This window comes from Flavobacterium sp. (assembly GCF_027484705.1).
Taxonomy (GTDB): Bacteria; Bacteroidota; Bacteroidia; order Flavobacteriales; family Flavobacteriaceae; genus Flavobacterium.
Map to the genome: position 1 here is coordinate 184722 of NZ_JAIXSL010000012.1, position 21290 is coordinate 206011.

A 21290-nucleotide genomic window follows, 5' to 3' on the forward strand; every position below is an offset into this window, starting at 1 on the left:
TAAGCCCATCTTTATGATGGGTTTTTTTACCTTTGCGGAAATTACCACCCATGAAATTATTCATCACCGGAATCGGAACCGACGTCGGCAAAACCATCGCCGCAGCCATCATCACCGAAGCTTTGCAAGCCGATTATTGGAAACCCATTCAGGCGGGCGACCTTGACAATTCTGACAGCCACAAGATTGAAAGATATCTTTCAAATACCCAATCGAAAATCCATCCGAACAGTTATCGTTTGCATACGCCAGCGAGTCCGCATTTAGCCGCAAAACTTGACGGAATTACCATCAATTTGATAAATATTGTTGAACCAAAAACCAAAAACCATCTCGTCATCGAAGGCGCAGGCGGCGTTTTGGTTCCGTTGAACGACACAGACTGCATCATCGATCTCATCCAAAGTGATTATAAAGTGATTGTGGTTTCACGCCATTATCTCGGCAGCATCAATCATACTTTATTGACCATTGAAGCTTTGCGTCAGCGTAACATCAAAGTCGCGAGAATCATCTTCAACGGCGATGAAAACCAAGCTACAGAATCCATTATCCTTCATAAAACAGGCATCAAAATGATTGGCAGGATCAACGATGAACCGTACTTCGATGCCAATGTCGTTGCCGAATATGCCGACACTTTCCGCGAAAATTTACAAAACCTATAAGCATGAACCTTTCCGAAAAAGACCAATTATACCACTGGCATCCGTACACACAACACAAAACTACAGGATTGCTGCCGGCGATTGTCAAAGGCGAAGGCGCACTGCTTTGGGATGAAACCGGAAAAGAATACATCGACGCGATTGCCTCATGGTGGGTCAACCCGTTCGGGCATTCTAACCGTGTCATAGCTGATGCGATTTACGAACAACTGACCACGCTTGAGCATGTGCTTTTCGGCGGATTCACGAACAAACCCGCTGTATTACTTTCAGAACAGCTGATGCAAATCTTGCCATCTAACCAAAAGAAAATTTTCTTTTCCGATAACGGTTCCACCGCTGTGGAAGTTGCGCTCAAAGCCGCCTTGCAATATTTCTACAACAAAGGAGAAAAACGCACCAAGATTATCGCTTTCGAAGATGCGTTTCACGGCGATACTTTCGGAGCCATGGCTTCGAGTGGCATTTCGTTTTTTACCGAAGCATTTCAAGGTTCGCTGATAGATGTGATTAGGATTCCTGTTCCAACTTCCGGAAATGAAACCCAAAGTAGAGAAGCTTTGCTTAACGCCATCCAAACCAATACTTGCGCAGCTTTCATTTTCGAACCGCTAGTTCAGGGCGCAGCTGGAATGGTCATGTACGCGCAGGAAATCCTCGACGAACTCATTTCGATTTGTAAAGACCATCAACTTTTCACGATTGCCGACGAAGTCATGACAGGTTTCGGAAAAACCGGAAAAACCTTCGCTTGCGATTATCTCACGCAGCAACCCGATATGATGTGTCTGTCGAAAGCCCTCACCGGCGGTACGATTCCGATGGCAATCACGACTTTTACGCAGGAAATTTTTGATGGCTTTTACGACGACGATACGAACAAAGCGTTATTTCACGGGCATACTTTTACCGCAAATCCGACCGGTTGTGCCGCGGCTTTAGCGAGTTTAACTTTGTTGCAGTCTGAGGCCATGCAAGTGAACATTCAGCGTGTTCACAAAAGTCATGTGGCTTTTCAGGAAAAAATAAAAACACATCCAAAAGTAAAGACCACAAGGGTTTTAGGCGTGATCTTCGCGCTCGAAATCAAGACCGAAAACAAGGAAAGTTATTACGGCACTTTGCGCAACAAGCTTTATGATTTCTTTATTGCGAATGGCGTGATCATGCGTCCGGTGGGCAAAATCATCTACATTTTACCGCCGTACATCATCGCCCAAAATCAACTCGAAAAAGTCTATCAGGTTGTCGAAAATGCTTTGGAAATAGTGTAATTTTGGAAGCTTAATCCCGCTATCCGCTCAATCTTTTGCGCCGAACAACGGCACAAAAGGATAACCGCTACTATCGGGGCTAGGGTTTTCCACTACAAACCACAACTTATTTAAACAAGATTATTTTGTTGCAACCCATTGCCATTACCGCCATTAGTTCGCTGTCGCCTTTAGGGAACGACCCACAACAGATTTGGGAACAGTACAAAAACCCAAACCATTGTTTTGTGCAACAGTATTTTGGCACCCAAAAAGCTTTTGTCGCACCATTGGATTCCCATTCCAAAGCATTGATTGAAACCTTAAGAAAGTCAGACCTAAAATACAAATCACTCGACGATTCCGTTTTGTTTGCCATGGCCGCTTCAAGAAAAGCCCTCGCACAAGCCGGTTGGAAATCTGATGATCATTTTGGAATCAACATCGGTTCTTCGCGCGGAGCTACTTCATTATTTGAAAAACACCACGCCGATTTTTTAAAAAACGGACGGGCATATACGCTGGCTTCTCCTACCACGACTTTAGGAAATATTTCTTCGTGGGTCGCTCATGATTTGCAATCCGACGGACCTGAAATCTCGCATTCGATTACTTGTTCGACCGCTTTGCATGCTTTACTTAATGGCGTTGCTTGGCTTAAATCAGGTATGGCTGAGAAGTTTCTCGTCGGCGGAAGTGAAGCCCCAATAACCGATTTTACGGTATCGCAAATGCAGGCAATGAAGATTTATGCCAAGGAAAATCAAGACTTTCCTTGTCAGGCGCTTAATCTTGAGAAAACCCAAAATACAATGATTCTCGGAGAAGGTGCCGCGGTTTGTTGTCTCGAAACCGGAAAAAAAGATAACGCCTTAGCTTACATACAAGGCATCGGTTATGCCACTGAGCTGCTCGAACACAATACTTCGATTTCAGCTGAAGCCAATTGTTTTCAAAAATCGATGCGCATGGCTTTAAAAGACACCGAATTTTCGGAAGTCGATGTGATTGTGATGCACGCGCCCGGAACGATCAAAGGCGATCTTTCAGAATACAAGGCCATACAGAAAATTTTCGGAAACGACCTGCCATTGCTCACCACCAACAAATGGAAAATCGGCCACACGCTGGGCGCTTCGGGCATGCTGAGCATAGAACTTGCGGTTTTAATGATGCAGCATCAGGAATTCATTGGTGTTCCATTCATTGAAAACAAAACTTCAAAAAAAACAATTCGGAAAGTATTGATTAATGCTGTAGGTTTTGGCGGTAATGCGGTCAGTGTTTTAATTTCGAAAATTTAAAAAAATCACTAGCGAGTGAATATGAGACATTATTAATAACTCTTATTCCTAGATCTTTTTCCAGCGGATATACTTTAATTTTTAAATAAGCAATCAAGGCAACTGTCGAAGGATGGTTTGTTGTTTTAATCTGGCGCATTTTTTTCGAAAATAAGAATCTTCCAGTAAAAAGTTATTTTTCAGCGGCTCCTACTAATTGGTTTTTGTTCCTATTAAATATTCGATTCCATAAATAATTCTTTTCCAAAAGCGACTTTTTCTTCACGAACTACACTGTCATTAATAGCAGCAGAAGCAGTTTCAACACTATACAGTATTAATACAATTGTAATGATTATAAGATGCAATTGATCAAACAACGTTTTGAGGATTTTAGCGTGTTTTTCTTTGAGTTTAAAGGAATTAATGTTCTTCATAGATTTGAGGTTTTGATGAATACATAAATTAATTAATCGACCAAATGTAAATAAAATCGATTAAATACACAAAAATAAATTTAATATATATTTTTTCTTACAAAAAATAATTTTTTAAAACATGCGTATAAATGAATTAAGAGTTTGATTTTCAGTAAAATAAAATTTTTAAAAGAAGCTTTAAATCCGCATTAGCTGATATAAGAAAAGTTTTAAAAGATAATTGCCAATACAGTTTCGTCGGGTAAATGCGAAGTTTTTGTATCGTAAGGAAGAAGTTTAAAGGGTAATAAAAATTAATGAAAGGTAGAGGCTAGTCGTTTTCCAACTGTTTTACTTTTTCATAAACCAGCTGGCTTTCAAAACCTTTGCGAAGCATAAAATCACAAAACTTTTTTCTTTTCTTAAGTTGGTTTTTTTCATTGATACTGAGCCAATGACGTTCACCCAAGGCATCAAAAGTAGCGAAATACTCATCGGATTTGATTTCTTTCAGGGCAATCGAAATGTTGGTTTGAGAGATATTTCTTACCTTTAATTCGTTGACAATCCGAACATTCCCCCAATGCTTGATGCGGTGTTTTCCCCTTGCAAAACTACAGGCAAAACGTTCTTCATTAAGAAAATTATTTTGTATTAGATGTACTACGATTTCATCAATGTTTCCCGAATCCATTGCCATATTTCGCATTTTTTGAATCACTTCCTGATGACAGCGTTCTTGGTAGGCACAAAAATGTTCCATTTTTTGGATAACTTCCTGATTCGTATGGTGTTTCGACATAAATAGAAAATGCAAAATAATAAAGTCCTGTTGATAATTTAGTAATGTGAAAATGACGGGGTTAACAAAAAAACCATTAATTTTGTTTACCCAATCTACAAGTAAAACAAGCAGCCTACTTTTTTTGTGCCCTAAAGTTAACGTTTATATTATTTAATATTATAGCCATGAAATTAAAAATTCTTTTATTGCTCTTATGGATCAGTTCGGTCTCATGGAGCCAAATAACAGAAGGTTTTGAATCAGGACTTCCAACCGCTTATACGGGTACCACATCATATTCTTTGGGTTCCGGGACATGGACAGGCCAAGCCAATGGGGTTATCAGAGGAACTACAGGGGTAAAATCGGGACTGTATAGTCTTCAGTTAAGAAGTCAAACGGGTGCTATGGTTTTGATGCCGAATGTTACTACGGGTGTTGGAACGGTTACATTCTGGGGTTCGGCGAGCGCAGCAGGCTCTGTTCAAGTTAACTATTCTACCGATGGAGGACTAACGTGGGCCGCAGCAAGTGGTTCGCCATTTGCACTGACAACAGGTGCTCCGGTTCAGAAAACGGCCACTATTAATGATTCAAGCCCCAATATCATAGTGCAGTTTTACAGAACCGCTGCGACAGTCTATATTGATGATGTAGCAACTACGATTTATACAAATTCAGAAATGAATGTGCAGGGCAATGCCACGAGCATCGCTGATGGAGACTCAACACCATCAACAGTTGACAACACCGATTTTGACTTAGTATCTGTGGGCAATTCCATCAACAAAGCTTTTGTGATTCAAAATACGGGAACAGGAGCATTGAACTTAACAGGTTCAAGTCCGTATGTAACCATAGCAGGAGCAAATGCCGCAGATTTTTCTGTTTCTGTAATTCCGGTTACTCCTGTGGCGGCCACTTCAGGCTCGAGCACTTTTGAGATTACGTTTACACCATCAGCTGGTGGTTTAAGAACGGCTACGCTGTCTATAGCCAACAATGATTCTAATGAAAACCCATATAATTTTAGCATTCAAGGAACCGGAACGACTTGTACTTCGGCCGTAATTGCTTCTGTTTATCCTGCTTCAGGTCCTGAAGGAACTATCGTTACTATTACCGCAAGTTCTGGAAATTTAACGTCGGCCACAGCTAAAATTGGAGGCGTTTCAGCTACAGTTTTATCAAGTTCTCCAACGAAATTGGTTATTGTTGTGCCAGCCGGAGCTTCTTCGGGAGGAATCGTAATTACCGATTTGCAGCCTTGTGCTGTAACAGCCGCCTTTACAGTTATTATTAAAGACTTAACTTCTTGTGAGGGAACTTCAGGCGTTTACACCGATTTGATTGTATCCGAAATATACGATGCACAAGCAGGATCAGGTGGTGTCATCGAATTGTATAATGGCACTGCGAGTCCAATTGATTTGGGAGCTGGTTTATATAAATTGAGAAGATACGCGAATTTTACAGACACGGGAGCTCCTGCAGTTGAAGTTTCTTTAACAGGAACTATTGCTGTGGGACAAGTCATTTTGGTTAGGGCGGACGGAACTATCACCTGCGCTGCACAAGTAGGAACACCTTATGCCACATTAGGTTCTGGGTTTAATGCTGATGACAGAATTGATTTGACGAAAGGAGCAGGAAATACAGTAATTGATCGTGTTAAGACTCGAAATAATGTCGGTTTTTCTATGATTCGGGTATCACTCACCGGTCCGTCTGCTACTTTTGTTGATACCGATTGGAATTCAAATGATACGGAAAGCTGTGCAAATTTAGGAGTCTTTGATTCGACCCCGCCAACTCCACCGACCATTTCCGTTCAACCCGCTGTTTCTTTGAGCTGTACGAGTGCTACAGCTTCAATGTCAGTTTCAGCTGCGCAGGGGTATTTAGGAGGGAATCTGTTGGCATATCAATGGTATGGCGTGGCGCCTAATACTTCGGTCTGGACTTCCTTAACGGATGCAGGTGTTTATTCAGGAACAGCAACAAGCATTCTTAATATTTCATCAATCACAGGTTTAGACGGATATCAGTTTTATTGTCAGGTACGGGAAAACTCCGGCACCTGTTATTTTGCCACCATAGCGGTACAGATTTCCAATGGAAGTTTAACGTGGAATGGCACCGATTGGCGAGATGTTAATAATATCATCGGCACACCTTCATTAACCAAGCCAGCCATTATTGCAGCCAATTATAATACAGCTTCAAACGGTAGTTTCAACGCTTGCAGTTTGCTGGTCAAAGCAACCTATAATACGACCATTTCGGCGAATACTTATATCAATATTCAAAACGGACTGACGGTTCTTGGGACTTTAGATATCAAGGATAAGGGCGCTTTATGCCAAGTGAGCGATGCCGGAGTGAACACAGGAAACATCACGATGGACAGAAGCACGAGCAGTCCCATAGTCAAACTTGATTATGTGTATTGGTCTTCTCCAATAAAAAACTTTAATGTAAGCAACATTTCGCCAAACACACAATCGGGATATATGTTTAAATGGGATCCAATAATAGGTAACCCGAACGGCGGACAAGGCTACTGGGTTTCTGCTGTGGGTGATGCTATGATTGCCGGAAAAGGTTATATTGTTCGAGGTCCGAATACGTTCTTTGCGCCGCAGATTTTCTCGATGCAATTTGCCAACAACACTTCAGATTATGGGAAACCCAATAATGGAATTATAACACCAACCATTAGCAGGGGCGACATGACAGCTGCCACTCTTGGATCGTATACAAGCGCTAACGGAGTACCTTTTAGTGTGATTGATGACAACTGGAATCTGGTGGGAAATCCATATCCTTCTGCCATTAGCGTCACCGAGTTTTTAAAATACAATGCTGTAGATTTCCCAATTATAGATGGTTTCGTAAAAATATGGACACATGGTTCACCGCCGGTATTGCCAAACAATCCTTTTTATGCAACATATCAGTATAATTACAATAATGACGATTATATCGTTCACAACGGAACGGCAACTCTTAGCGGTCCTTTAGGATTTAATGGTTATATAGCCGCCGGACAAGGATTCTTGGTTTCAATGAATGAAGGCAACCGACTTGACAGCACACTTACTTTCAATAACAAAATGCGCGTGAAAGGTACTAACGACAATGCCCAGTTTTTCAGACAAAGCAATGTTGCCACAGGAGTTGACCCGGAGCGCTCCAGAATCTGGATTGATTTGGTGAATGCGACAGGTCATTCCACAAGAACGGTAGTTGGATATGTTCCTGATGCTACAGTCGAAAAAGACGTGCTATATGATGCTTTCATCCGATTGGATGGCAGTCAGAGTATTTATTCCTTTATCGGAGATCAGATCATGTGTATACAAGGAAGGCCAATACCTTTCAACAGCAATGATAGTGTTCCTTTGGGTGTTTTACTCCCTGTTGCAGGGCAGTATACGATTGCAATTGGAGCCGTAGACGGTTTGTTTGAAGGCGAGCAATCGATATATTTAGAAGATAGGTTGCTCAATATCGTTCATAATTTAAAGCAAGCTCCTTATGTTTTTAACAGCTTGGCGACAGGCAAAATAGACGATCGTTTTGTCTTGTTGTACAAAAATCAATTGCTGGCGAATGATGATTTTCAGAATATCAATAGCACTGTGGTGGTTGGCGCAAGTAATAGCGAGATTACCATAAAATCTACTCAGGAAAATATAGCAGATGTCACAATCTATGATGTTTTGGGAAGAGAACTTTACCAAAGTAAAAAAGTAAACTATACGTTTTTATCAATCAGTAGTCTAATACAAAATCAACAGGCTTTGTTGGTGAGGGTCAAATTAAAAAACGGACAAATGATTACAAGGAAAATAATTTATTAATATAACATAGATCAAAAAAAGTCCCGTTTTTAACGGGACTTTTTTTATTGATATTTATGGTTAGGCTTTTCCTTTAACCGATGCTTCGAGATTTCTTTCAATGACATGCCCCGGTCTAGACCATTTCGGTTTTTCGCCTAAAGGGGCAAATTGCGAATCGGCTGCTTCAACGGTTGTCGGCTGCATAATTTTGATGAATGGTTTCTGTGGTTGCAATCCTAACATTTCGAACATTTTCATATCTTCATTGACATCCGGATTTGGTGTGGTCAATAATTTATCGCCTGCAAAAATCGAATTCGCTCCGGCAAAGAAACATAAGGCTTGTCCTTCGCGGCTCATGTTCATTCTTCCTGCAGAAAGGCGCACTTGAGTTTCCGGCATGATGATTCGTGTTGTAGCAACCATTCGGATCATTTCCCAAATTTCCACCGGTTTTTGTTCTTCCAGAGGCGTTCCTTCAACAGCCACCAAAGCATTAATCGGAACCGATTCTGGTTGCGGATTTAACGTAGCAAGCGCTACTAACATTCCTGCTCGGTCTTCAACAGATTCACCCATGCCAATAATACCGCCGCTGCAAACCGTTACGTTGGTTTTACGGACATTTTCAATAGTTTGGATACGGTCTTCGAAACCGCGTGTGGAAATGACTTCTTTATAATATTCTTCTGAAGTGTCTAAATTGTGGTTGTAAGCATACAAACCTGCTTCTGCCAAACGTTGCGCCTGATTTTCAGTAATCATCCCCAAAGTGCAGCACACTTCCATGTCAAGTTTATTGATCGTTCTGACCATTTCTAAAACTTGGTCAAATTCAGGTCCGTCTTTGACGTTTCTCCAAGCGGCACCCATACAAACGCGTGATGATCCGCTAGATTTTGCTCTTAAAGCTTGCGCCTTTACTTGTTGTACTGACATCAAATCATTGCCTTCAATATCGGTATGATAACGCGCAGCTTGCGGACAATATCCACAATCTTCAGGGCAACCGCCGGTTTTTATAGAAAGTAAGGTGGAAACCTGAACCACATTTGGGTCGTGGTTTTCGCGGTGGATGGTGGCTGCTTCAAAAAGCAAATCCATCATCGGTTTGTTGTATATGGCTATAATTTCTTCTTTGGTCCAATTGTGTTTCATAAGGCTATCGATCATTTTATGATGCCTCAAAAGTAGTCAAATAGTTCTAAAATACCAATCTGGATGGTTTAAATTAAAGACCGATAATTTAATCGATGGCGTATTTATTATTGTGATAGAACATCAGAATCAGTGTTACAATAATACACGAACCAAGGCCTTCAAAAAGCAGATAGACACAATAAGTGCTCAAAGGCGGATTGTCTCCGAAGAAAAAGGTTTTCGACAACGTCTCCACAAAAGCATCGCCGCCGCGCATATGGCTGTAAATCCACAAACCGGCAATACTGAGCACAACCCCGATAAAAGCTGTCGAAAATGCTGAGATTGCATCGGGTAGAAATTCTCTTTTTCCTTCAGTCAGATTGGAAACGATAGTTTTATTCACGCCATAGATAATGAAAAGAATATTGAAAAGCCTTAAGAAGGTAATGTCGGACAATCCGAGGGAATTCATGATTAAAAAATAAACCCCAATCCCAAGAAATATAACTAATCCGTTGATGAATTCTTTTGGAAGCTTCATGATCTTTAGTTTTAAAGTTTAATATTAAATTGAAAATCAAATCATTATGAGTCTCAAATTTACAAAAAAACAACTTTGATACGATAAAGAATCCGTAAACGTTATAAATTTTTTACAAATGATATAAGGGTGTTTTTGTCGCGTTCCAATTGCGCTTTGAGCAAATCAACCGAAGCAAATTTTTCCTCAGACCGGATGTGTTGCAACAAGCCGACTTGGATTTTTTGGTCGTAGAGATCGCCGTCGAAATCTAAAAAGTAAACCTCAATTGAAATAGAATCGCCGCCAACTGTAGGGTTTACGCCAATATTCATCATGCCGAAAACGGTTTTGTCGCCGAGTTTGCTCGAAACGATGTAAACACCTTTTTGCGGAATCAGTTTGTAACTTTCTTCAATTTTAAGATTGGCCGTCGGAAAACCAATCGTTCTGCCCAGTTGTTTTCCTTTGCGCACAAAACCTGTCAGGAAGTAAGGATATCCTAAATATTGATTCGCCAGATTGATATTAGCTTCTTCTAAAGCGCTTCGGATTTTGGTAGAGCTCACTGATACGGCTTCAATTTCCTGCGCTGAAATCTGTTCCACTTCGAAACCGTATTTTTCGCCGAATTCGATCAAATCGTCAATGTTGGCGGTGCGGTTTCTACCGAATCGGTGGTCATGACCAATCACAATTTTTTGGATATTGAGTCGGTCAACCAGTACATTTTTTACAAATTCCTCAGCGGTAAGCCTCGAAAATGCCTTGTCGAAAGGATGAACAATCAGATTGTCGAGTCCGGTTTTTTCTAATAATGCGATGCGTTCGTCAATCGTGTTGAGCAAACGGATTTCGGATTGTTCCTGCAAGACCATTCTCGGATGCGGAAAAAAAGTCAGAATCAAACTCTCGCAATCGTTGTTTTGGGCATTGAGGATTAGTTTTTCAATAATCTTCTGATGGCCAATATGTACGCCATCAAATGTCCCAAGCGTGACAACGGTTTTTTTGTCGGTTTTAAAGGAATTTATGGAGTGAAAAATCTTCAATGCATCAAATTTAATGCGGCAAATTTAAACTATCCCGCGGACATTTTACCATTTGATTTTTAGGAAAGTTGTGATTTTTTTGATTGAGGAAGTAATTCATAAAAATCAATGATTTCATGATGTTTCACTTGTTTTTTTGGCAAAAGACACTTGCGGTTAATAAAGAATCAAATAATGCTGTTGGATTACAAACGATTAGCGTCAAAATATTTAACAATAAAACGATTTGGTCGAGGCGGTTTTTTTATTAAAAATTGTATATTTGAACCCTATTAATCAATTTATTAAAAAAAACCATGAAAAAAGCTCTATTTTTAATATTGGTTCTTTTTTCCGTTAGCCATTCGTTTGCACAGAATACTATTTGGAAAAAAATAACCAATGCCCAAGTGAATGCTCCTGTACTAGCAAGAGATTCTCATCCTTCAGAATTCCAATTGTATTCTCTTAACCTTGATGCGTTGAAAGCGGAGTTATCGAAAGCGCCTTCAAGAAACAATATCGGAGTCGAATCTAATGTCATTGTTGCATTCCCAAACCCACAAGGACAAATGCAAAACTTCAGAATCTATGAAGCTTCTGTAATGCATCCTGAATTGGCAGCAAAACATACTGAAATCCAATCTTATGTTGGTTTAGGCGTAGAAGATAAAACGGCCATGATTCGTTTCAGTACGACTATTTTTGGTTTGCATACGATGACTTTCTCAGGTGTTAATGGAACTTCTTACATCGATCCGTACACTAAAGATTTAAAAAACTATATGGTTTTTAGCAAAGCTTCGTTAACAACTACCAAAACGCACCTATGTAATGTAGTGGATCGCGGAATTGATTTGTCAGAAGATATTCCAGAATCAGAAGTGCTTTCACGTGCGAGCAACAGTTTGTTTAAAACCTATCGTCTGGCTTTGGCTTGTACGATAGAATATGCCGCATTTCATGTGAGTGCCGCAGGATTGACAGGTGGAACATTAGCCCAGAAAAAAGCAGCGGTTTTGGCTGCTATGGTGGTCACGATGACAAGAGTCAATGGTTGTTTTGAGCGCGATATGTCATTTACTTTAGTGTTGATTCCTAATAACGATGCGATCATCAACATTACTTCAGATACTTACGATAACAGCAATACAAACAACATATTGCTTGATCAAAATCAAACAGCTATTGATGCCACTATCGGTGATGCCAACTATGATATAGGCCACGTAGCTAGTACAGGTGGTGGTGGAGTAGCAACACCTCAGTCGCCATGTGCAACAGGATCGAAATCAAGAGGGGTAACAGGACTCGATTCTCCTGTGGGCGATGAGTACGACATCGACTTTGTGGCACACGAAATGGGACATCAATTCGGTTGTTCTCACACTTTCAATGGTACTGGGGGAAATTGCGCTGCACCAAACAGAGCAGCTGCATCCGCATTCGAACCAGGAAGTGGTACCACTATTATGGCTTATGCCGGCATTTGTGCGCCTCAGGATGTTCAGCCTCACTCAGATGCTTACTATCACGCAAGAAGTATTATTCAAATGATATCATTTGTGAATGGAGCTGGAAATTGCGGTAATATTCAACCTAATGGAAACGCTGCGCCGGTAGTGAATGCTGGTGGAAATTATACCATTCCTGTAGGAACTCCATTTGCATTGACAGGTTCTGCGACCGACGCTGATAACGATGCACTGACCTACTGTTGGGAGCAATACAATGCGGGTACCACTACAGCAAATCCTTCTGCAACAGTTACCACGGCACCTAATTTCAGATCGTTCAACCCTACAGCCTCTCCAACGAGATATTTCCCAGCATTGTCAAATATCTTGGCCGGTAATTTATCATCAACTTGGGAAGTAATTCCAACAGTGGCAAGAGCCATGGCATTTTCTTTGGTGGTTAGAGATAACAGAAGCCCGTTGGGTGGACAAACGCAGAGAGCGACTATGAATTTAACCTATGCTGCCGTAGGACCTTTCAAAGTAACCTCTCAAAGCGCACCGACTGCTTGGGCTCAAAACTCATCACAAACCATTACTTGGGATGTTGCCGGTACCGATGCCAATGGTGTTGACGTTGCTAATGTAAACATTAAATTGTCAATTGATGGCGGGCAAACGTTCCCTTATACATTGGCTACAAACACACCTAATGACGGTAGTGAAGTGATTACAGCACCAGATGCAGTTTCTACCAATTGCAGGGTTAAAGTGGAAGCCGTTGGCAATATCTTTTTCGCATTAAATACCAAAGCATTCTATCTCGGATACCAAATGGTTACAACATGTAATACTTATAACTTTACAACACCATTTAATTTAACGGATGCTGCAAGTGGTTATACTGTAAAACAAATTAATGTCCCAAATGCAGGAACGATTAGTGATGTGAATATCACCGTCAATGCTACGCACCCTAACCTTCAGAATTTAGTGATGGCGGTGATCAGACCAGGGGGTACTTTGGCTACTTATTTCAACCAACAATGTTCTGGAAGCGCCAATATGAATGTCACGTTCGATGCTCAGGGAAGCGCCTTTACTTGCGGAAGCCCAACAACCGGAACTTACATTGCACCATCTCTTGATTTGAATACTTTTAATGGATTCAGCCAACAAGGAAACTGGCAGTTCGGATTTAAAGATGCAGTAGCAGGAAATACAGGTTCCATCAATTCGATTGCGTTGGAAGTTTGTTCATCGTCATTTATTTTATTAGCCAATAGTAACTTTGAGTTTGAAAACTTCTCCTTATATCCAAACCCGAATGACAGCAACTTTACGGTGCAGTTTAATTCTAACCAAACCGGAAAAATCGGAATCATGGTTCACGATATGAGCGGAAGAAAAATCTTCGACAAGAATTATAACAGTACAGGATTGTTCAATCAGGAATTGCACTTAGACAATGCCCAAGCAGGAATCTATATGGTGACGATTACCGATGGCGACAGAAAAATGGTGAAACGTATTGTAATCAAATAATACTTTCAACTTTCATAAAAAAAGAGTCATTAGCAATAATGACTCTTTTTTTGTTTAAGACTGACCGGTTACAAATTCAGCTACTTTATAGAAAAAGCAATATGATGAATAATCTGAGGAACTTGATCCGTTTTGAAATTTAAGTCAACGACGGTGTCATTTGAATTTTTATTCACGGAAAGCTTTCCCTGATTGATCGCATAATATCCCGTTTGTCCGCGGCAGAAACAAAACCTGCCAAAAAGCAATTGCGTATCGGCGAGTGCGACATCAGACAGGTTTAGGTTTTCGGTTTTATTATCGATTTCAAAAATAATTTCCTCACGGTAATTCGCATCCTGAATATCGCCCTTTACGGTTCTTTTATAAGTATACTGCACAACACTTTTCGAAGTGCTTTCCTCCAAAGTATAAAACACACTGCCGAATTCGTCTTTCTTGACGGCGATGGTTTTGTTCTTCAACAATTGGATGTTGCAAGTTCCGTCTTTCGGACATTCGCTCGCAGCGGAAAGGGTTGCCGTTTGAAGCGCGGCTTTTTTGCAGTTACACGACAATACACTAAAAAGGACGAACAGTAAAGCTAAATTTCTCATATTATTTTCCATTAAAATTAGACATGGTGTTTTCTATTCCGGCAGTACCGAACGAACGTATGATTTCTGAGGCAAGTTCGAGGCGTTCCGGAAGTTTGACGTTTTCCTCGTCGCTCCATTCGCCCAAAACATAATTCACTTGCTGGCCTTTTTTGAATTCGTCACTGATCCCAAAACGGAAGCGCGTATAATTTTGCGTATTCAGCATCAGGTTGATATTTTTGAGTCCGTTGTGCCCACCGTCGCTGCCTTTTAGACGGATGCGAATGGTTCCGAAAGCCAAGTTGAGATCATCGGTAATGACCATGATATTTTCTAGTGGAATTTTTTCTTTTTCCATCCAATATTGCACGGCTTTTCCGCTGAGGTTCATATAAGTGTTGGGTTTGAGCAGCAGAAATGTTCTTCCTTTGAATTTATATTCGGCAAGCGAACCCAACTTCACCGTTTCAAAATCAATCGCTTCTTTTCGGGCCAAAAAGTCGAGGATCTTGAATCCGATATTGTGGCGTGTATTGACATATTCCGCGCCGATGTTGCCTAAGCCAACGATTAAAAATTTCTTCATATCAACGGTATTGTCTGTTGTTTTTTGGGATGTAAATAAATCGGTCAACCATTTCATGTGGTAAAAATAGTCAATTAATATGATTGATAAAAAGTTGTTCTAATGGAATCGAATGCCTAGCCCTGATAGAAGCGGTTATCCTTTTGTTCTGTTGTTCAGAACAAAAGATATGAGCGTATAGCAGGTTCCCGGCTTCCCTAAAACAAAAAAGCACCAGCCTTTCGACTGATGCTTTGGTATGAAAAAGAGTGACTCTTATTTCTTTCCTTTGGCAGGTGTTTTTGCTGCTTTCGCCGCTTCCTGCGCTGCTTTCATAGCCGCACGTGAGATTCTCACCTGAGCTACCACAGTGTTGTCTGGGTGCAACAATTTGTATTGGTCTGAAACAAGTTTCGTGACATACATTTTGTTACCCATTTCCATTGATGAGATGTCTGCATCGATGAAATCAGGAAGGTTTTTAGGCAAAGCTTTCACTTTAAGTCTACGTTGGTTCAAACGTAAAACACCTCCTAACAAAACACCTGGCGATACGCCCACCACACGAACTGGAACTTCCATAGTGATTTCTTTATCGTCAAATAATTCGAAGAAGTCAATGTGCAAAATTCTGTCTGAAACAGGGTGCACTTGAATGTCTTGTAGAATCGCATTGTAGGTTTTGTTACCCAACTCGATCACAACCGTGTGTGCGTTTGGAGTGTAAACCAAGTTTTTAAATGCAATTTCTTCTGCTGAGAAATGTACTGCTTGCTTTCCTCCGTATAACACGCAAGGAACCAATCCAGCATTACGTAAGGCTTTAGTCGCAACTTTGCCCACGCTTTCTCTTTCTGATCCTTTAATCGTAATCGATTTCATTGTAAAAATATATAGTTAATAATAAAAAATTCTTTTTTGCTTTAGGCCGTAAGCTATAGGCTTTAGGCTTGGGCGTTTCCCTACGGGTCGGGCTTTCGCACTCGCTTCCCGATTGCATCGGGAGAGCTCAGACAATTGCTCAATCCCTAACGCGGTCTGTCTAAAATTTCAAATCTTATCTTCGATTGAAACCTAAAATTTCGTTCTTTCAACATTCGTTTTCGGCTTACAGCCTAATGCTTACAGCTTACAGCGCTTACATCAGGAATTTGCCGCTGATGGAATTGTTGTGCTGCACCATATTCATTACTTCTGCAAAAAGTGGCGCGCAACTGACCACCCTTATTTTTTTGGATTCCCTCTTCAACGGAATGGAATCGGTAACAATCAATTCCAGCAATTTGGAATTTTCTATTTTCTTGTAAGCTTCTCCTGATAGGATGGCGTGGGTACAAATCGCACGAACGCTCAAAGCTCCTTTTTCAATCATCAAATCGGCCGCTTTCGCGAGTGTGCCTCCGGTGTCGATCATGTCATCGACTAAAACCACATTTCTGCCTTTCACTTCTCCGATGAGTTCCATCGTGTCAATCACGTTGGCGGCTCTTCTTTGTTTGTAACAGATCACCACATCCGACTCCAAAAACTTCGAATAGGCGTAAGCTCTTTTTGAACCTCCCATATCGGGCGATGCGATCGTCAGGTTTTCGAGGTTGAGGCTTTTCACATACGGCAAGAATATCGTCGATGCAAAAAGATGGTCTACCGGTTTTTCGAAAAATCCCTGAATCTGGTCGGCGTGCAAATCCATCGTCATGATGCGGGTTGCCCCGGCAGCATCGAGCAGATTCGCAACCAACTTCGCTCCAATCGGAACCCTTGGTTTGTCTTTCCTGTCCTGGCGTGCCCATCCGAAATACGGTATTACGGCCGTTACGTGTCTGGCGGAGGCGCGTTTTGCAGCATCAATCATCAGCAACAATTCCATCAGGTTGTCGGCACTCGGAAACGTCGAACAAACGATGAACACGCGTAAACCCCGGATCGACTCCTCGTAAGAAGGCTGGAATTCACCATCACTATATTTAGAGAACGTTACTTTACCAAGCTGAACGCCATAATGTGAGGCGATCTTTTCGGCCAAATATACACTTTGCGAACACGCAAATATCTTTGCTTCCGGTTCTTGGTGCGACATTGTATTCGTTGTTTTATACCGTGCTACTCATATAATCCGGCATAAAGCCTGAAAGATATAAACGCCTCGGGTGTAGTTAGTTAGTTGTGTGTCGTGTTAACGAGGTGCAAATTTAGGAATTAAATCCATGTAGGAAAGGAAAATTTCGAGTATTTTTTTAGAAAGTGTAATTATATTTTTTACATTTGCACCGTGTTAAAGGAAAAGCCTTGCTTTTCTATTGCGTTAAATCATGCAAATGATTTTTCGTCTGCTACGCCCGGATGGCGGAATTGGTAGACGCGCTGGTCTCAAACACCTGTGGGAAACCGTGCCGGTTCGACTCCGGCTCCGGGTACTTTAAAAGCTCTTCTTAACCGAGGAGCTTTTTCATTTTGTAGGAGTGAAGAAATGTATGCAAGCAGAAGGTTTGGTTTTACGTTAGATTTTGGCGGTGATTCAAGTGCCGAATTTCTCTATACATTAACGCTAAAATCACCAAGGATAAAAAGATTGAAGAAAAGGCAGTTCCAATATTTAGTCCGCCTTGATCCGTTGGTTTGGTCAAGAAATCTCCAAAAGTAGCTCCGAAAGGCCTGGTCAATATGAAAGCCAGCCAAAACAAAACCACTTTAGAGAAGGTTGTGAAATAGTGCGCTAAAATAATAAGCAATAACAGGCTTCCAATCAAAACAGCGCCGCCGGCAAAACCCAATCCTGAATCATCGGATAAGAAATCCCCAAGTGCCGTTCCCAAAGTGTTTGAAAAAAGAATCGCTACCCAATAGAAACTTTCTGCACGAACCGATTGAATTTGCGTTACCGAGATTGATTTTTCTGTTAATCTCCAAATTCCCAAAATCAAGATTAATAAAGCCACCAAAATAAAAGATCCTTTGGCGTATCCTAAACCCAATGTCCGATCCATGAAATCCGAGATGGTTGTTCCGGCGGTGCTTGTCGCAATAATGACCAACCAATAAATAATAGGATTGTATTTCTTTGAAACGATTTGAATGAAAAACATCAAAAAGAAAAACCCAAGAAAAATTAACGAACTTATGGCATAGCCTACTTTCATCGTTTGTGCTAATAAGTCACCGCCCGTTTCTCCTAAGGTCGTGGCGCAGATTTTCATGATCCAAAAGGAAATCGCAATCTCTGGTAATTTATGGAACGCAGTAGTTGACATTTTTTATTCAAAAAAACGGATTATAAAGGAATGTATTTCTCACACGGATGTTTTTTAAGCCAATCTTAAGCAGGCCGTGGATTATTGATAGTTTGATTATATGTTTTTATTTCTCAAAGGCATTCAAATCAATAGTATTGCGAAGCACACCATTTCTTAACCATTACCTAGCAGTTTATTCACACTTGTTGGTTTACTTTGAAAAAAAAGTAATGAGCTACTTCAGATTTTCTTATTGGTATTCTCTAAAAAACTTATTGGCGTTCCTTAAGGAAGCGCTTTTTCTTCGGGCAATGCAGTCTAGCTTTCTTCATTAGTATCTGCCACTAAGCCATTATGGATAAAAAACTGCATGTTGATTTTTCGAAGCAACAGTTTGGAGCCGATTTTAAATGGGGTGTATCAACGGCTGCATTTCAGATTGAAGGTTCAAAAGAGGCAGATGGTAAAGGCTTATCGATCTGGGATGTTTTTGCTACCCGAAGAGGAAAAATAAAAAATGGGCACCAACCCGCAGATGCCTGTGATTTTTACAACCGCTATAAAGATGATATTGCTTTAGTACGCGAACTCAACATTTCAAACTTTCGTTTTTCTCTCAGCTGGACGCGACTGCTGCCAGAAGGCACTGGAAGCATTAATTACAAAGGAGTCGATTATTATAACAGGGTTATAGATTTTTTGCTCAAATGCGGCATTACTCCCTGGGTAACTATTTATCATTGGGATTTACCGCATGCACTGGAACTCAGAGGCGGATGGACCAACCGCGACATCGTTTCCTGGTTTTCGGATTATTCTGAAATATGCGCCCTCAATTTTGGCGACAGGGTCATTAATTGGATGGTACTGAACGAGCCATCAGTATTTACAGGCGCAGGCTATTTTTTAGGCATGCATGCTCCGGGAAAAAAAGGGCTTACCAATTACCTTAAGGCCATGCACCACGCCACTTTAGCCACAGCGGCTGGAGCAAAAGCCTTGCGAAAACAAATTGACCATGCCCATATCGGAACTACTTTTTCGTGTACGCACATAGAACCGTTAAATAGTTCCGAAAGAAACGTTCTTGCGGCAAACCGAGTAGATACGCTTCTCAACAGAACTTTTATCGAGCCGATTTTAGGTCTTGGTTATCCGCATTCAGATTTGCCTTTCCTCAAAAAAATAGAGAAGTACATGCAACCGGATGACGAGAAAAACATGGCTTTTGATTTCGATTTTACGGGCATCCAATGTTACACACGCGAAATCGTAAAAGCTTCCTTATTCGTTCCTTACATCGGCGCATCCATTGTCAAAGCATCGAAGCGAAAGGTTCCTTCCACCGAGATGAACTGGGAAGTCTATCCGCCGGCAATTTATCAGATGATCAAGAAATTCAATGGTTATAAAGGAATCAAACAACTCATCATTACCGAAAACGGTGCCGCTTTTCCTGATGTCGTCGAAAATGGGAAAGTGAATGATACTGACCGAACGACTTACCTTCAAAATCATATGAGTCAGGTTCTGAAAGCCAAGCAAGAAGGTTATCCTGTGGAGGGTTATTTCGTCTGGACACTGACCGATAATTTTGAATGGGCGGAAGGCTTTCATCCCAGATTTGGTTTGGTTTATGTCGATTTTGATACACAAGAAAGAACCATTAAACAATCCGGTTTATGGTTTCAGCAATTTCTTAAGTAACCACTTTTTGAAAACAGGAATCATTTTTTAAATCCATCAAGATGAAAATATTATACGCGGTACAAGGAACAGGAAACGGACATTTGAGCAGGGCCATCGATATCATTCCTTGCCTTCAAAAGCATGGCGAGGTTGACATACTGGTCAGCGGGATTCAGGGAGATCTTGAATTGCCTTTTGCCATAAAATACAAGTTGAAAGGGCTGAGTTTTATTTTTGGAAAAAAAGGCGGTGTGGATTTACTCAAGACCGTCACGCGAAGCCATCCGCGGAAATTATACAAAAGCATTCAGGATTTGCCCGTAACGGATTATGATTTGGTGATTAGTGATTTCGAACCCGTATCATCATGGGCCTGCGTCATCAGGAACAAGCCTTGTATTGCGCTTAGCCATCAGGCCGCGGTACTTTCAGAAGGCTTTCCACAAACCGATGAAACCGATAAAATAGGCAAACTGATCCTGCAAAATTATGCGCCGGCTGATTTCAAATACGGTTTCCATTTTAAATCGCATGGTGACAATATTTTTACTCCGGTAGTACGTCAGCAAGTCAGGAATCATCAAGTTACGGACAATGGGCATTACACGGTTTATCTTCCTTCTTATGATGATGCCGCTCTGATTGAAAAACTATCGGGATTTCCGAAAATCAAATGGGATGTTTTTTCAAAACACAACAAAAAGAAACTAGTGGTGGATAATATCGTAATTCAACCGATCAACAATTTACTTTTCACAGCGAGTATGGCCTCATCATCAGGAGTCTTATGCGGAGCGGGATTCGAAACACCAGCAGAGGCATTATTTCTGGGAAAGAAACTTTTAGTGGTTCCGATGAAAAATCAGTATGAGCAACAACTTAATGCAGCGGCTTTAAAAGCGATGAATGTGCCGGTTATCAAAAGCCTCAAACCTAAATGGGATTCCGTTATTTCTGAATGGTTGCAAAATGGTCAACGCGTACCGGTGAACTATCCCGATAGTACTCAGGACATTGTAGATCGTATTATTGCCAAGCATGCTTAATCCCAAAAAGCAATCCTTTCAGGCTATCGATGCATTATTTTAACCAGATTTTTATTGAGTTATGGTCAATTTCTCTTATTGGATCCCAAAAAGCATCGATAAAATGCATGTCTTTTAGCCGAAATACTTCAGATTTTGATTTTTGGTAACTTCAACGAGTTTTGGGGTTAGTTACCGAAGCAATTTCCTGAGGTTGTGCTGTTGCCCTAGATTTGTCATGTACAAACA

General features: G+C 40.9%; 17 protein-coding genes and 1 tRNA gene. 8 read left to right on the forward strand and 10 right to left on the reverse strand.

Features of this window, described 5'->3' with window-relative positions:
- Nucleotides 1-50 precede the first annotated feature (50 nt).
- The 3 genes from bioD (at nucleotide 51) to Q0058_RS07565 (ending at nucleotide 3225) form a co-directional block, all read left to right on the forward strand.
- Nucleotides 51-668 carry a dethiobiotin synthase gene (gene bioD / locus Q0058_RS07555; RefSeq protein WP_298222487.1) on the forward strand — a complete coding sequence of 206 codons (618 nt, stop codon included), beginning with the start codon at nucleotides 51-53 and terminating at the stop codon, nucleotides 666-668.
- Between the two features lie 2 nt (nucleotides 669-670).
- Nucleotides 671-1942 carry an adenosylmethionine--8-amino-7-oxononanoate transaminase gene (gene bioA, locus Q0058_RS07560; RefSeq protein ID WP_298222489.1) on the forward strand — a complete coding sequence of 424 codons (1272 nt, stop codon included), beginning with the start codon at nucleotides 671-673 and terminating at the stop codon, nucleotides 1940-1942.
- 125 nt (nucleotides 1943-2067) lie between these two features.
- The gene (locus Q0058_RS07565) at nucleotides 2068-3225 is read left to right on the forward strand and encodes a beta-ketoacyl synthase N-terminal-like domain-containing protein (protein WP_298222491.1); all 1158 of its coding nucleotides are present in this window, start codon (nucleotides 2068-2070) and stop codon (nucleotides 3223-3225) included.
- 212 nt (nucleotides 3226-3437) lie between these two features.
- On the opposite strand, the gene Q0058_RS07570 is transcribed toward Q0058_RS07565, so the two are convergent.
- On the reverse strand, nucleotides 3438-3641 hold the full coding sequence (locus Q0058_RS07570; RefSeq protein ID WP_298222493.1) for a hypothetical protein: 204 nt from the start codon (nucleotides 3639-3641) through the stop codon (nucleotides 3438-3440).
- Nucleotides 3642-3954: 313 nt separating this feature from the next.
- Nucleotides 3955-4425 carry a regulatory protein RecX gene (locus Q0058_RS07575; RefSeq protein WP_298222495.1) on the reverse strand — a complete coding sequence of 157 codons (471 nt, stop codon included), beginning with the start codon at nucleotides 4423-4425 and terminating at the stop codon, nucleotides 3955-3957.
- A 167-nt stretch (nucleotides 4426-4592) separates the two neighbouring features.
- Between Q0058_RS07575 and Q0058_RS07580 the strand changes: the two genes are divergently transcribed.
- Nucleotides 4593-8273 (forward strand): choice-of-anchor D domain-containing protein, encoded by a 3681-nt coding sequence (locus tag Q0058_RS07580; RefSeq protein WP_298222497.1) that lies wholly within the window; start codon nucleotides 4593-4595, stop codon nucleotides 8271-8273.
- Nucleotides 8274-8333: 60 nt separating this feature from the next.
- On the opposite strand, the gene bioB is transcribed toward Q0058_RS07580, so the two are convergent.
- The 3 genes from bioB to Q0058_RS07595 form a co-directional block, all read right to left on the reverse strand.
- Nucleotides 8334-9413, reverse strand: coding sequence for a biotin synthase BioB (bioB, locus tag Q0058_RS07585; RefSeq protein WP_298222499.1), 1080 nt, complete (start codon nucleotides 9411-9413; stop codon nucleotides 8334-8336).
- A gap of 88 nt (nucleotides 9414-9501) precedes the next feature.
- A complete protein-coding gene (locus Q0058_RS07590; RefSeq protein WP_298222501.1) occupies nucleotides 9502-9939 on the reverse strand; it encodes a hypothetical protein in 438 nt (145 codons plus the stop codon).
- A 101-nt stretch (nucleotides 9940-10040) separates the two neighbouring features.
- A complete protein-coding gene (locus Q0058_RS07595) occupies nucleotides 10041-10970 on the reverse strand; it encodes a bifunctional riboflavin kinase/FAD synthetase (RefSeq protein ID WP_298222503.1) in 930 nt (309 codons plus the stop codon).
- A gap of 296 nt (nucleotides 10971-11266) precedes the next feature.
- Here Q0058_RS07595 and Q0058_RS07600 point away from each other — a divergent pair, with 296 nt between their 5' ends.
- The gene (locus Q0058_RS07600; protein ID WP_298222505.1) at nucleotides 11267-13951 is read left to right on the forward strand and encodes a reprolysin-like metallopeptidase; all 2685 of its coding nucleotides are present in this window, start codon (nucleotides 11267-11269) and stop codon (nucleotides 13949-13951) included.
- An 80-nt stretch (nucleotides 13952-14031) separates the two neighbouring features.
- Here the strand turns inward: Q0058_RS07600 and Q0058_RS07605 are convergent, their stop codons facing one another.
- The 4 genes from Q0058_RS07605 to Q0058_RS07620 form a co-directional block, all read right to left on the reverse strand.
- The gene (locus Q0058_RS07605; protein ID WP_298222507.1) at nucleotides 14032-14547 is read right to left on the reverse strand and encodes a hypothetical protein; all 516 of its coding nucleotides are present in this window, start codon (nucleotides 14545-14547) and stop codon (nucleotides 14032-14034) included.
- A gap of 1 nt (nucleotide 14548) precedes the next feature.
- Nucleotides 14549-15115: an aminoacyl-tRNA hydrolase gene (pth, locus tag Q0058_RS07610; RefSeq protein ID WP_298222509.1), complete on the reverse strand. Its 567-nt coding sequence runs from the start codon at nucleotides 15113-15115 to the stop codon at nucleotides 14549-14551.
- 255 nt (nucleotides 15116-15370) lie between these two features.
- Nucleotides 15371-15976 (reverse strand): 50S ribosomal protein L25/general stress protein Ctc, encoded by a 606-nt coding sequence (locus Q0058_RS07615; RefSeq protein WP_298222511.1) that lies wholly within the window; start codon nucleotides 15974-15976, stop codon nucleotides 15371-15373.
- 256 nt (nucleotides 15977-16232) lie between these two features.
- Entirely contained in the window at nucleotides 16233-17174 is a 942-nt protein-coding gene (locus Q0058_RS07620; protein WP_298222513.1) for a ribose-phosphate pyrophosphokinase, read from the reverse strand.
- Between the two features lie 257 nt (nucleotides 17175-17431).
- Here Q0058_RS07620 and Q0058_RS07625 point away from each other — a divergent pair.
- A tRNA-Leu gene (locus Q0058_RS07625) sits at nucleotides 17432-17511 on the forward strand.
- A 78-nt stretch (nucleotides 17512-17589) separates the two neighbouring features.
- On the opposite strand, the gene Q0058_RS07630 is transcribed toward Q0058_RS07625, so the two are convergent.
- Nucleotides 17590-18345: a hypothetical protein gene (locus Q0058_RS07630; RefSeq protein ID WP_298222515.1), complete on the reverse strand. Its 756-nt coding sequence runs from the start codon at nucleotides 18343-18345 to the stop codon at nucleotides 17590-17592.
- Between the two features lie 336 nt (nucleotides 18346-18681).
- On the opposite strand from Q0058_RS07630, the gene Q0058_RS07635 reads away from it, so the two are divergent.
- Both Q0058_RS07635 and Q0058_RS07640 read left to right on the forward strand, forming a co-directional pair.
- The gene (locus tag Q0058_RS07635; protein WP_298222517.1) at nucleotides 18682-20034 is read left to right on the forward strand and encodes a GH1 family beta-glucosidase; all 1353 of its coding nucleotides are present in this window, start codon (nucleotides 18682-18684) and stop codon (nucleotides 20032-20034) included.
- 41 nt (nucleotides 20035-20075) lie between these two features.
- Nucleotides 20076-21062 carry a glycosyltransferase family protein gene (locus tag Q0058_RS07640; RefSeq protein WP_298222519.1) on the forward strand — a complete coding sequence of 329 codons (987 nt, stop codon included), beginning with the start codon at nucleotides 20076-20078 and terminating at the stop codon, nucleotides 21060-21062.
- Nucleotides 21063-21290 lie beyond the last annotated feature (228 nt).

Excerpts from the sequence above, each read along its gene's own strand:
- bioD (WP_298222487.1), top strand. The coding sequence starts at position 51 with ATGAAATTATTCATCACCGGAATCGGAACCGACGTCGGCAAAACCATC.
- bioA (WP_298222489.1), top strand. The coding sequence starts at position 671 with ATGAACCTTTCCGAAAAAGACCAATTATACCACTGGCATCCGTACACA.
- Q0058_RS07570 (WP_298222493.1), bottom strand. The coding sequence starts at position 3,641 with ATGAAGAACATTAATTCCTTTAAACTCAAAGAAAAACACGCTAAAATC.
- Q0058_RS07575 (WP_298222495.1), bottom strand. The coding sequence starts at position 4,425 with ATGTCGAAACACCATACGAATCAGGAAGTTATCCAAAAAATGGAACAT.
- Q0058_RS07580 (WP_298222497.1), top strand. The coding sequence starts at position 4,593 with ATGAAATTAAAAATTCTTTTATTGCTCTTATGGATCAGTTCGGTCTCA.
- bioB (WP_298222499.1), bottom strand. The coding sequence starts at position 9,413 with ATGAAACACAATTGGACCAAAGAAGAAATTATAGCCATATACAACAAA.
- Q0058_RS07590 (WP_298222501.1), bottom strand. The coding sequence starts at position 9,939 with ATGAAGCTTCCAAAAGAATTCATCAACGGATTAGTTATATTTCTTGGG.
- Q0058_RS07600 (WP_298222505.1), top strand. The coding sequence starts at position 11,267 with ATGAAAAAAGCTCTATTTTTAATATTGGTTCTTTTTTCCGTTAGCCAT.
- Q0058_RS07605 (WP_298222507.1), bottom strand. The coding sequence starts at position 14,547 with ATGAGAAATTTAGCTTTACTGTTCGTCCTTTTTAGTGTATTGTCGTGT.
- pth (WP_298222509.1), bottom strand. The coding sequence starts at position 15,115 with ATGAAGAAATTTTTAATCGTTGGCTTAGGCAACATCGGCGCGGAATAT.
- Q0058_RS07615 (WP_298222511.1), bottom strand. The coding sequence starts at position 15,976 with ATGAAATCGATTACGATTAAAGGATCAGAAAGAGAAAGCGTGGGCAAA.
- Q0058_RS07620 (WP_298222513.1), bottom strand. The coding sequence starts at position 17,174 with ATGTCGCACCAAGAACCGGAAGCAAAGATATTTGCGTGTTCGCAAAGT.
- Q0058_RS07630 (WP_298222515.1), bottom strand. The coding sequence starts at position 18,345 with ATGTCAACTACTGCGTTCCATAAATTACCAGAGATTGCGATTTCCTTT.
- Q0058_RS07635 (WP_298222517.1), top strand. The coding sequence starts at position 18,682 with ATGGATAAAAAACTGCATGTTGATTTTTCGAAGCAACAGTTTGGAGCC.
- Q0058_RS07640 (WP_298222519.1), top strand. The coding sequence starts at position 20,076 with ATGAAAATATTATACGCGGTACAAGGAACAGGAAACGGACATTTGAGC.